The sequence below is a fragment of the Streptomyces sp. NPDC055078 genome (assembly GCF_053607985.1).
Window position 1 is genome coordinate 1 of record NZ_JBSGUP010000235.1, and the last position, 11,413, is coordinate 11,413.

8 protein-coding genes are annotated in these 11,413 nt (G+C 71.2%); 3 read left to right on the forward strand and 5 right to left on the reverse strand.

The features are described 5' to 3' along the window. The first annotated feature begins 199 nt into the window (after positions 1-199). Positions 200-532: a hypothetical protein gene (locus tag ACWF94_RS20360; protein WP_453489980.1), complete on the forward strand. Its 333-nt coding sequence runs from the start codon at positions 200-202 to the stop codon at positions 530-532. Positions 533-675: 143 nt separating this feature from the next. On the opposite strand, the gene ACWF94_RS20365 is transcribed toward ACWF94_RS20360, so the two are convergent. Next, entirely contained in the window at positions 676-1,470 is a 795-nt protein-coding gene (locus tag ACWF94_RS20365) for an exonuclease domain-containing protein (RefSeq protein ID WP_453489983.1), read from the reverse strand. Positions 1,471-1,537: 67 nt separating this feature from the next. Further along, positions 1,538-2,770: an SAV2148 family HEPN domain-containing protein gene (locus ACWF94_RS20370; protein WP_453489986.1), complete on the reverse strand. Its 1,233-nt coding sequence runs from the start codon at positions 2,768-2,770 to the stop codon at positions 1,538-1,540. Positions 2,771-3,111: 341 nt separating this feature from the next. Between ACWF94_RS20370 and glgX the strand changes: the two genes are divergently transcribed. Then, positions 3,112-5,232, forward strand: a complete 2,121-nt coding sequence (gene glgX, locus ACWF94_RS20375) for a glycogen debranching protein GlgX (protein ID WP_453489989.1) — start codon at positions 3,112-3,114, stop codon at positions 5,230-5,232. Positions 5,233-5,338: 106 nt separating this feature from the next. Here the strand turns inward: glgX and pepN are convergent, their stop codons facing one another. The 3 genes from pepN to ACWF94_RS20390 all read right to left on the reverse strand — a co-directional run bounded on the left by pepN (position 5,339) and on the right by ACWF94_RS20390 (position 9,392). After that, positions 5,339-7,864: an aminopeptidase N gene (pepN, locus tag ACWF94_RS20380; protein ID WP_453489992.1), complete on the reverse strand. Its 2,526-nt coding sequence runs from the start codon at positions 7,862-7,864 to the stop codon at positions 5,339-5,341. A 296-nt stretch (positions 7,865-8,160) separates the two neighbouring features. Then, on the reverse strand, positions 8,161-8,496 hold the full coding sequence (locus ACWF94_RS20385) for a chorismate mutase (protein WP_453489995.1): 336 nt from the start codon (positions 8,494-8,496) through the stop codon (positions 8,161-8,163). A gap of 11 nt (positions 8,497-8,507) precedes the next feature. Next, positions 8,508-9,392: a helix-turn-helix domain-containing protein gene (locus tag ACWF94_RS20390; RefSeq protein WP_453489998.1), complete on the reverse strand. Its 885-nt coding sequence runs from the start codon at positions 9,390-9,392 to the stop codon at positions 8,508-8,510. Between the two features lie 203 nt (positions 9,393-9,595). Here ACWF94_RS20390 and ACWF94_RS20395 point away from each other — a divergent pair, with 203 nt between their 5' ends. Next, the gene (locus tag ACWF94_RS20395) at positions 9,596-11,341 is read left to right on the forward strand and encodes a beta-galactosidase (protein WP_453490001.1); all 1,746 of its coding nucleotides are present in this window, start codon (positions 9,596-9,598) and stop codon (positions 11,339-11,341) included. Positions 11,342-11,413 lie beyond the last annotated feature (72 nt).

The window sequence follows — 11,413 nt, forward strand, 5'->3', positions numbered from 1 at the left end:
CGCGCGCGGAGTGGTGGGCCATCGGGCACCGGCGCATACTGAGAAGGACCCACTGTCGGACGAGCCCTGAGTGGCGCCCGAGCCCATCGAGGCGATCGGGAACTGTTGAGTACGGCATGGGCGGGATCTCCCGGCGAGACCCGCCGCCGCGCAGGCCGAGGACCGGGCGCGGGCCCCGAGGGCCGGAAAGCCGGAATCCATGAGCACCACAGAGACATCGCTGCTGTGCACAGGCTATGCCGAGGACTTCACCGCCACGGTGAGCACGCACAGCGGAGAGCGACGCAAGGTCACCATCGAGGGCACGCTCAAGTGCCCCCTGCCCGGCTATCAGCTCCGGCTGGAAGCCGGCAATCCGGGCATCAACCCCGACCCGGCCGAACTGGTCGTGCAGATCGCCGAGCAGCCGCCGACCGGGACGACCACGGACGTCGTCACCGACACCGAGGTCAAGGGCGAATTCCCCATCGGCCCGCCCGTCCAGCGGGTCGTGATCCGGAACCTGAACATCACTCTGGCGCTGAAGGACTAGCGTCTTTCGTCACGAGAGGCCCCAGGGCGGCCTCGGGTGCCCCGGGCCCGGACGGCACACCGGGCCCACGGACTCTCGCAACGCCCCCAGGGCGACACCGCACCCGCCCGTACGGCTCCCGCACCGCCCGTCCGCGCGGGCGTTCAGCCCGCTGCCAGGACCGGGTCCTTCAGGGGCCAGGACGCTTCCACCACCGCGTCCGGGTTCCCCTTGCGGCGCAGGAACGCCTGGAAGTCCTTCGCCCACTCGGCGTACCAGCGGATCTGACGCTCATGCAGCTCGCCCGCAGACAGCGCCCCCACCGATGGATGCCGCCCCGCCAGCGCACGGGCCACCCGCACCGCCGCGACGGCGTCCGAGGTGGCGTCATGGGCGCTGGTCAGCGCGATGCCGTACTCCGCGCAGACCGCTTCGAGGTTGCGCTTGCCCTTGCGGAAGCGGTCGACCGCCCGGTCTATGGTGTACGGATCGATCACCGGGCCGATGGGCCGGCCGTCCAGCCGGTCGCCGAGCGACGGCAGTCCGTACCGCCGCAGCTCCGCCGTCAGCAGCGTCAGATCGAACGCCGCGTTGTACGCCACGACGGGGACGCCCGCCGACCAGTGGGCGCTCAGGGCCTGGGCGACCTCGTCGGCGACCTCCCGCGCGGGGCGCCCCTCCGCGCTCGCGCGCTCGCTGCTGATGCCATGGATCGCGGACGCCTGGGCCGGGATGCGGACCCCCGGATCCGCGAGCCATACGCGCCCGTCCACCGGAGCGGCAGGCCCGCCCGGACCGCCCGGACGGCCCTGACCGGCAGGCCCGGCAGGTCCGCCCGGACCGGCCGGTCGGTCAATGCCCACCCGGACCACCGCCGCCGTCACGATCCGCGCCTCCAGCGGATCGGTCCCCGTCGTCTCCAGGTCGAAGCCGATCAGTGGTTCCCCGTACCAAGCCATGGTGGCCCCCTCCCTCTGCGGTGCTCTCCCCCGCTGTGTATTCACCCTCGCACGCACCACTGACAATTCAGGAGACGGGCCGGGAGTCCGCCCACACCGACTCGAACTCCTCGCGGTACGTCTGGAACAGGCCGTGCTCCCCCTCGTCGCCCGAGCGGACGACGGAGCGCCCGCCACCCCTCAGGACCAGCACGGGCGCCTCCATGCCGCGCGCCGTCCGCAGATAGGTCTGCACGACGGCGAGGCCGTCCGGCCCGTCGCCGTCGACCAGATAGGCGGTGAACCGGGGGGTCTCGTCGAACACATGGATCTCGAAGGCGCCGGGGTCCCGCAGCCGGGAGCGCACCCGGCGCATATGGAGGATGTTCATCTCCACGGTGCGGCTCAGCTCCCCCTTGCGGATCCCCAGCTCCCGCTCCCGCCGCTTGACCGCGCTGCTCGCCGGGTTGAGGAAGACCAGCCGGACCCGGCAGCCGGACTCGGCGAGCCGGATCAGCCGGCGGCCGGAGAAGTTCTGGACGAGCAGATTGAGACCTATGCCGATGGCGTCGACGCGGCGGGCGCCGCCGAAGAGGTCCTCGGCCGGGAGCTGGCGCTGCAGGCGCACCCGGTCGGGGTGGACGGAGACCACGTCCGCGTAACGGTCGCCGACGAGATCCTCCACCGCGTCGACCGGGAAGCGCTCGGTGGATCTCGGGTCGGAGCCGCCGCCGAGTATCTCAAGCAGCCGGGAGGAGGCGCGCTCGGCCTGGGCGAGGACCGCTTCGTTCAGCGCGCGGTTGCGGGAGACGACATTGCGGGCGACCTCCAGCTCGTCCAGGGCCAGCTCCACATCGCGCCGGTCGTCGAAATAGGGCTCGAAGCAGGGCCAGTGCTGGACCATCAGCTCACGGAGCTGGGGCAGGGTGAGAAAGGAGAGCACATTGTCGTCGGCGGGATCCAGCAGATACCCCTTGCGGCGCGAGACCTCCCGTACGGCCACGGCCCGCTGCACCCATTCCTGCCCGGCCGGACCGGCGGCGGCAACCACCCAGTCGTCGCTGTGCACCGGCTCGTAGATGGGCCGCAGCACCGCGGCCACCACCGCGCGCAGCCGCTGTTCGACCAGGTTCAGCCAGATATAGGCGCGTCCAGCCCGTTGTGCCCGGGTACGGACCTCGCTCCAGGCGTCCGCGTCCCAGCCCAGTTCCGCACCGATCTCCAGCGGTCTGGCGACCGAGACGGCACCTGGCGGGACGTCGGCGGAGGGCCCCTCGTGACCCGTGTCACCGGGGGGCAGCTCCAGCCCTCCAGAGCTCACCCACGCACCGCCTTCCCGTCCCCCACCCAACGATCAAGGAAGACTACTCCGCATGCGGGACGCGGTGCAGCCGGATCGCCGGGGTCCCTTGCCAACTCCCTTGAAAGCCCGGGTCGTTCCGACTGGCGAGATCTGCCGGAGTGAGTGGATTCATATCGATACGCCCCAGGCACCGCCCGGGTACCGCCTGCGGGCGAATGGCGGAACCCGATGTTGACACGTGAGGAATCCGGTGTCGACCGCCTCGTCCTCGGCCGTCCGGGGGCGGGGCCGCGATACGTTCGACAGGGTCCGGGCCAGGTGTACCCGACCATCCGGCGCGGAAGGGGACGAGTTCATCCATGCAGGTCTGGCCGGGTCAGGCGTATCCCCTCGGCGCCACGTTCGACGGCGCCGGTACCAATTTCGCGGTGTACTCCGAGGCCGCTCGGCGGATCCAGCTGTGCCTGCTGCACGACGACGGCTCACAGACGGCGGTGGAGCTGCGCGAGGCCGACGCGTTCGTCCGGCACGCCTATCTGCCGGGGGTGATGCCGGGTCAGCGGTACGGATTCCGGGTCGACGGCCCCTACGCGCCGGAGCGCGGGCAGCGGTGCAACTCCGCCAAGCTGCTCCTCGACCCCTACGCCCGCGCGATGAGCGGCGCCATCGACTGGGGTGAGCCGGTGTACGGCTATCACTTCGGCCGCCCGGACTCCCGCAACGATCTCGACTCGGGCCCGCACACCATGTCGTCGGTCGTGGTCAATCCGTACTTCGACTGGGGCGACGACCGGCCGCCGCGCACCGACTACCACCGTACGGTGATCTACGAGGCCCATGTGAAGGGGCTGACGATGCTCCATCCGGAGCTGCCCCGGGAGCTGCGCGGGACCTATGCCGCCCTGGCGCATCCGGCGGTGATCTCACATCTGGCCGAGCTGGGCGTCACCACGCTCGAACTGATGCCGGTGCATCAGTTCGTCCATGACCACCGGCTGGTGGACGCGGGCCTCAGTAACTACTGGGGCTACAACACCATCGGCTTCTTCGCCCCGCACAACGCCTACGCCTCCTGGGGGGAGCGCGGCGAACAGGTGCTGGAGTTCAAGCACGCGGTACGGGCGCTGCACCGGGCGGGGATCGAGGTCATCCTCGATGTCGTCTACAACCACACCGCCGAGGGCAACCATCTGGGCCCCACGCTCTCCTTCCGGGGGCTGGACAACGCCTCGTACTACCGGCTCTCCGATGACCGCCGCCACTACACGGACACGACGGGCACCGGGAACTCACTGCTGATGCGCAGCCCCCATGTGCTTCAGCTGATCATGGACTCGCTGCGGTACTGGGTGACCGAGATGCATGTCGACGGCTTCCGCTTCGATCTGGCGGCGACCCTGGCCCGGCAGTTCCACGAGGTGGACCGGCTCTCGTCGTTCTTCGATCTGGTGCAGCAGGACCCGGTGGTGAGCCAGGTGAAGCTGATCGCCGAGCCGTGGGACGTGGGCGAGGGCGGCTATCAGGTGGGGAACTTCCCCCCGCTGTGGACCGAGTGGAACGGCAAGTACCGCGACACCGTACGGGATCTGTGGCGGGGTGAGCCGAGGACGCTCGCGGAGTTCGCCTCCCGGCTGACCGGGTCGTCCGATCTCTACCAGCTCGACGGACGCCGGCCGCTGGCCTCCATCAACTTCACCACCTGCCACGACGGGTTCACCCTGCACGATCTGGTGTCCTACGAGGACAAGCACAACGAGGCCAACGGCGAGGGCAACCGCGACGGCGAGAGCCACAACAGATCGTGGAACTGCGGGGCCGAGGGCGAGAGCGACGACCCGGAGATCCTGGCGCTGCGCCAGCGGCAGATGCGCAATTTCATCGCCACGCTGATGCTGTCCCAGGGGGTGCCGATGCTCAGCCACGGCGACGAGTTCGGCCGTACGCAGGGCGGCAACAACAACGCGTACTGCCAGGACAACGAGGTCTCCTGGGTGAAGTGGCCCGAACCGGGTTCCGCCGGCGAGGGGTCGCTGCTGGAGTTCACCCGGGCGATGGTGTGGCTGCGGCGCGACCATCCGGTCTTCCGGCGCCGTCGCTTCTTCCACGGCCGTCCGGTGGAGGGAACCCATGACGAGCTGACCGATATCGCCTGGTTCACCCCTCAGGGCAAGGAGATGACCCAGTGGGACTGGGACGCCGCCCACGCGAAAGCGCTGACGGTGTTCCTGAACGGGCACGCGATCTCGGAGCCGGGGCCACGGGGCGAGCGGATCTCCGACGACTCGTTCCTGCTGATGTTCAACGCGGGCGCGCGCGAGCTGGACTTCGCGGTGCCGGTGAGCCACGGCCGGCAGTGGCAGATCGTCGTGGACACGGCCCGCGCGCAGGGCGTCCCGCCGGGCGGCGGCGAACAGGTGACGGCCGGGGACCGGGTCCGGCTGGCGGGGCGGAGCCTGACGGTGCTGCGGCGTCCCGCGTAGCGGCGTCCCGCCGGGTCGGCAGAATCAGCCCCGCCTGGGGGCGCCTCCCAGGCGAAGCTCGGGGGGAGATCGAGGCGCGGGGCCCGGGGGCGGAGCCCCCGGGGGGTCAGGCGGTGCGGACCGACAAGGCGCGGCGCAGGTCGTCCAGTTGGTCGGCGAGTTTGCGGCGGAGGGCCGGGATCATGTCGGAGTCGTGGAGACAGGTCTCGCCGAGTGCGAGGGTCTCCGCGTCGACCGCGTGGTGGGGGAAGGCGTAGCGCCCGGCCGCCTCGGCGATCGCGGGGCCCCGGCGGGCGGCGAGGGCGACGGCGGCGGAGAAGTAGCCGGGGATGTACTCCCGTACGAGATCGGCCTGTTCGGGCTGCCAGAAGCCCTGGGCGGTGGCGGTGAACAGGTAGTTGGACAGGGTGTCGGAAGTGAAGAGCAGTTCCCAGGCGGCGGCCTTGGCCCCGGGGGTGGGGAGGGCGGCGCGGCAGCGGGCCGCGCCCTCCTGGCCGGTGGCGCTGGGGTCGAGGGCGAGTTCCGCGGCGATCGCGGTCTCGTCGGTCGCGCCGAGGACGGCCAGGCGGTGGAGGATGCGCCAGCGCAGTTCGGGGTCGAGTTCGGGGCCGCCGGTCACACTGCCGTCGGCCAGCCATTCCTGGATGGTCTCGGGCTGGGCGGCGGCGGTGATGAAGTGGCGTACGGCGATGAGGCGCAGACCCGCGTCACTGCCGTCCTCCGTACGGCGCAGGAGGGCGCGGCAGATCTCACGGACCGCGGCGAGTGCGGCGGGCCGCTCATCGGCGGGCGAGAAGCGGTCGGCGATCTGGGTGGCGGCGAAGACCAGCACGCCCTGGACGATGGCGAGGTCCGACTCGCGTGGCAGATGCGCGCTCGCGGCGGCCAGATACGCGGCCGGGGCGAGGTCACCGTCACGGACCATGTCGCGGGCCGCGTTCCAGACGACGGCGCGGGTCAGCGGGTCGGGGACGCAGGACAGCACATCGACGGCGGTGTCCCAGGAGCCGGGGTCGAGGCGGATCTTGGCGTAGGTGGTGTCGTTGTCGTTGAGGACGACGAGGGCGGGGCGGCGGCCGGGGTGGGGGCCGTCGGGCTCGGTGTGCGGGACATCCAGCTCGAAGCGTCCGCGCGGGACGACCCGGTTCGGGTCGACGGGGTCGGCGTCGTACGCCGCGACGGCGATCCGGTGCGGGCGGCTGCCGTCCTGGGCGACGGTGAGCGACCAGGTGCCGTTGGCCTCGGTGACCGATGGGGTGAGGGTGTCGACGCCGGTCGTCCGCAGCCAGGACTCCGCCCAGGCGTGCACATCGCGGTCGGTGGCCTGCCCGAGGGAGTCGATGAAGTCGGCGAGGGTGGCGTTGCCGAACCGGTGCCGGGCGAAGTGGATGTTGATCCCGGCGAGGAAGTCCTTCTCGCCCAGCCAGGTCACCAGCTGGCGCAGCGCGGACGCGCCCTTGGCGTAGGAGATGCCGTCGAAGTTGAGCATCGCGGACGCGGTGTCGGGCACCGCGTCCGGGGCGGGGGCGACGGGGTGGGTGGAGGGGCGCTGGTCGGCGTCGTAGCCCCAGCCCTTGCGGTTGACGGCGAAGTCCACCCAGGTGTCGGTGAAGCGGGTGGCCTCGGTGAGGATCTGGTAGCCCATGTACTCGGCGAAGGACTCGTTCAGCCAGATGTCGTCCCACCACTTGAGGGTGACGAGGTCGCCGAACCACATATGCGCCATCTCATGGGCGATGACCATGGCGCGGGTCTGCCGCTCGGTGTCGGTGACGGCGGACCGGTAGACGAACTCGTCACGGAAGGTGACCAGACCGGGGTTCTCCATCGCGCCCGCGTTGAACTCGGGGACGAATGCCTGATCGTAGGAGTCGAAGGGGTACGGCTCCTCGAACTTCTCGTGGTAGCGGTCGTAGCACTGGCGGGTGATCTCGAAGAGTTCGTCGGCGTCGGCGTCCAGGAACTCCCCGAGCGAGCGCCGGCAGTGGATACCGAAGGGCAGCCCCGCGTGCTCGGTGCGCACCGAGTGCCAGGGCCCGGCGGCGACGGCGATGAGATAGGTCGCCAGCGGTGGGGTGGGGGCGCAGGTCCAGGTGCCGTCGCCGCGGTCGGTGGCGACACCGTTGCCGAGGACGGTCCAGCCGTCGGGGGCGGTGACGGACACCTCGAACACGGCTTTCAGATCGGGCTGGTCGAAGGCCGCGAAGACGCGCTGGACGTCCTCCATGAACAACTGGGTATAGACATAGGTCTCACCGTCCGTCGGGTCGGTGAACCGGTGCATGCCCTCACCGGTGTGCGAGTAGCGCATCCGCGCCTCGACCCGCAGTTCGTGCTCGCCCGCGCTCAGCCCGGTGAGCGGAAACCGGTTCTCCACGAGGTCGGCGGGGTCGAGCGGCTGTCCGTCCAGCGTGATGGAGCGCAGCGCGGCAGGTTTGACCTCGAAGAATGTGTCCCCGTCAGCACGAGCGGTGAAGTGTATGACTGTTCGGGAGCCAAAGATCTCTTCTCCTGTCCCGGACGGCTCGGGAGGGGTGTCGGCCCCCGTGGTCAGATCGAGGTCGATCGTGTACCGGTGGACGTCGAGGAGCAGGGCTCGGGTCTGCGCTTCGTCGCGCGTGAGTACGGACATGAAGGCCATGCTGCCTGATGGGGGCCGCTCTGCACACGGGGTGTCCGTTGCGCTGTGAGCGCACCGGCCGCGGTCGCCCCCGAGGGACGCCGGCGGATGGGCCAACCATGGACGAAAAGGGCAATTCGGTCGGCGAGGATGATGCCACCGCGCAGGCCGGGCAGTTCATCGCGATTGTCCGGTGTTGTCCGGTGCGGTCCAGTGCTGTGTCCCTGTACCCGGCCCGGCCCGGCCCGGACGGGACGGGCCCGGTGTCAGCCGGTGATGTACGCCGTTCTCCCCTGGTGAGGGCGGCGTCAGTCGTACGGGAGATGGTCGGCCGCGTCCGGGTTGGCGGCGATGGTCTCGTGGTGCCGGATCACCTCGGCGATGATGAAATTGAGCAGCTTCTCGGCGAACGCCGGGTCGAGCTTCGCGTTCCCGGCGAGCTGGCGCAGCCGCTCGATCTGCCGGGACTCGCGCTCCGGGTCGGCGGGCGGAAGCCGGTGCAGTGCCTTGAGCCGTCCGACCTGCTGGGTGCACTTGAAGCGCTCGGCGAGCATATGGACGACGGCGGCGTCGATGTTGTCGATGCTGCCCCGCAGCCGGTCCAGCTCTGCCCGTACGCTCGCGTCGATGTCCCTGGTGGTCATGGTCAGCGAGCTTACGTGGACACCGTGGTGATCATCGGGGGGTGTTCAGGGTCTGGGACGCGGTCGCTCCAGCCGCCGGGGACGGTGCGCCCCTGCTGTTCGCGGAAGCGGACGGGAGCGGTGCCGACACGGCGCGTGAAGAGCCGGGAGAAGTACGCCGGGTCCTCGTAGCCGACACGGCGGGCGACGGCGGCGACGGGCAGTTCGGTGCCCGCGAGGAGTTCCTTGGCGCGGCCGAGCCGGATGTTCAGCAGATAGTCCTTCGGGCTGCATCCCGCGCCCCGGCGCACGGCGGTGCGCAGCTCGGCGGGGGTCATACCGTGCCGGGCCGCGTGCTCGGCCACCGACAGCGGCCGGAAGGCGTCCCGGGCGAGCGCGGTGAGCACCGGATCCCCGGCGGGGTCGGTGTCGGCGCGGGCCCGGCGCAGGGCGACCAGCAGCTCATGGACGGCCGCACCGGTCTCGACCTCCAGCAGCGGATTGCCCCGGCGGGCCGCCCGCACGATCCGGCCGATGGCGGTACGGGGCCCGGCGGCGTCGGCGAGCGGGACGACGGGCCGGTCCGGCTCGATATAGCCCAGTTCGGCGTAGGTGTCGGTCGCGGACCCCGAGAAGTCGACAAAGCTCTCGTCCCAGCCGCCGGGTCCCGCGCCGTAGTGATGCGGTACGCCGGGGGTGATCCAGATCAGGGCGGGCGCGGTGATGTCGGTGCGCCGCCCCTCGGGGTCGCGGTACCAGCCGCTGCCCGCGCTGATCACGACGGCGACATGGTGGTCCAGCGTGCGGGGGCCGACGCTGGGCAGCGCCCCGTGCTGGAGTCCGACGCCGAGGCAGACCAGGCCGAGGCGGTGGTGGAGGGCGCTGGGGGTGAAGTAGCGCATCCAGGTGTGGTACATCCGCCGCTGACCCTTCTCCGTCCGTGGAGCTGTGGAGCTGTTGGTGCCGGGAAGCTGTGGAGCTGTTGGTGCCGGGGAGCTGTTGGTGCCGGGGAGCCACCGTCCGTGGAGCGGTCTGGCGCCGAGGTGTCCGACCGAGGTGTCCAAACAGTGCCGATCTTTGTCCATGGACCCGCCCGCCGCCAGAGCACAAGGGTGGTCACATGGCCGAATTCAGCGTGGGCGACAGGGACTTTCTGGTGGACGGGCGGCCCGTGCGACTGCTGTCGGGTGCCCTGCACTACTTCCGGGTGCACGAGGAGCAGTGGGGCCACCGGCTGGCGATGCTGCGCGCGATGGGCCTCAACTGTGTCGAGACGTACGTCCCCTGGAATCTGCACGAGCCCGCGCCCGGTGAGTACAGCGACGTTCCGGCCCTCGGGCGCTTTCTGGACGCGGCGGAGGCGGCCGGGCTGTGGGCGATCGTGCGGCCGGGCCCGTACATCTGCGCCGAGTGGGAGAACGGCGGGCTGCCGCACTGGCTGACCGGGCGGGTGGGACGGCGGGCGCGCACGGCGGACTCCGGCTATCTGGGGTACGTCGAGCGCTGGTTCACCGAGCTGCTGCCGCAGGTGGTGGCGCGGCAGTCGGACCGGGGCGGCCCGGTGATCATGGTGCAGGCGGAGAACGAGTACGGCAGTTACGGCAGCGACGCCGGCTATCCGCTGCGGGTGGTGGACATGCTGCGGCGCCTTGGGGTGACCGTGCCGCTGTTCACCTCGGACGGCCCCGAGGACCATATGCTCACCGGCGGCTCGGTGCCGGGCGTCCTGGCGACGGTCAACTTCGGCTCGGACGCCCGGGACGCCTTCGCGGCGCTGCGCCGCCACCGGCCGGACGGGCCGCTGATGTGCATGGAGTTCTGGTGCGGCTGGTTCGCGCACTGGGGCGAGGACCCGGTCGTACGCGACCCGGCGGACGCGGCGCAGACGCTGCGGGAGATTCTGGAGCTGGGCGCGTCGGTGAACATCTATATGGCGCACGGCGGCACGAACTTCGCCGGGTGGGCGGGGGCGAACCGGGCGGGCCCGCTGCACGACGGGGTGCTGGAGCCGACCATCACGTCCTACGACTACGACGCGCCCGTCGACGAGGCGGGCCGTCCCACGAAGAAGTACTGGGCGTTCCGGGAGGTGCTGGCCGCCTATGCGGACGGCCCCCTCCCCGACGTACCCCCGGCGCCCGCCGTACTCCCCGGGCCGCTGGACGTCTCGCTGCCCGACTGGACCCCCCTCACCGCTGTGCTGGAGGCTCTGGGCGACGACGAGACCGAGTCCCCCGTGCCGCCCACCTTCGAGGATCTGGGCGTCGACCGGGGCCTGGTCCGCTACCGGCTGAACATCCCGGGGCCGCGCGCGCCCCTCCCGCTGCGCGCCCCTGGTTTGCGGGACCGCGCGGTCGTCCATGTCGACGGCCTCCGCGCGGGCGTCCTCAGCGAGGACCACGACACCCTCCCCGACCCGGTCCCGGGCCCGGCGGAGGTGGAGCTGTGGGTGGAGTCCCTGGGCCGGGTCGGCTACGGCCCCCGCACCGGCGAGCCCAAGGGCCTCACGGGCGGCGTCCTCCACGAACGCCAGTACCTCCACGGCGCCCGGGCCCGGGGCCTGCGCCTCGCCTCCTTCACCCCGCCCAGCGTGACCCCCCTCCCCTTCCGCCCACCGCAGCCCGGCGCCCCCGGCCTCTACCGCACCACCATCGACCTCCCCACCCCCGGCGACGCCCGCCTCGAACTCCCCGGCTGGACCCGCGGCTTCGCCTGGGTCAACGGCTTCTGCCTCGGCCGCTACTGCTGGACCGGCCCCCAACTCGACCTCTACCTCCCGGGCCCCGTCCTGCGCGCGGGCCCCAACGAGGTGTGGGTACTGGAACTGGAGGAGGCGGGGGTGAAGGTGGGGCTGCGGCCGGTGTGACCCGGCCTGGACTTGGGGCACTCCCGCGCCTCACCTGGCGGAAGCCTTGGTGGTGTCGGCAGGGTGCCCGGC

Excerpts from the sequence above, each read along its gene's own strand:
- ACWF94_RS20360 (WP_453489980.1), top strand. The coding sequence starts at position 200 with ATGAGCACCACAGAGACATCGCTGCTGTGCACAGGCTATGCCGAGGAC.
- ACWF94_RS20365 (WP_453489983.1), bottom strand. The coding sequence starts at position 1,470 with ATGGCTTGGTACGGGGAACCACTGATCGGCTTCGACCTGGAGACGACG.
- glgX (WP_453489989.1), top strand. The coding sequence starts at position 3,112 with ATGCAGGTCTGGCCGGGTCAGGCGTATCCCCTCGGCGCCACGTTCGAC.
- pepN (WP_453489992.1), bottom strand. The coding sequence starts at position 7,864 with ATGTCCGTACTCACGCGCGACGAAGCGCAGACCCGAGCCCTGCTCCTC.
- ACWF94_RS20385 (WP_453489995.1), bottom strand. The coding sequence starts at position 8,496 with ATGACCACCAGGGACATCGACGCGAGCGTACGGGCAGAGCTGGACCGG.
- ACWF94_RS20390 (WP_453489998.1), bottom strand. The coding sequence starts at position 9,392 with ATGTACCACACCTGGATGCGCTACTTCACCCCCAGCGCCCTCCACCAC.
- ACWF94_RS20395 (WP_453490001.1), top strand. The coding sequence starts at position 9,596 with ATGGCCGAATTCAGCGTGGGCGACAGGGACTTTCTGGTGGACGGGCGG.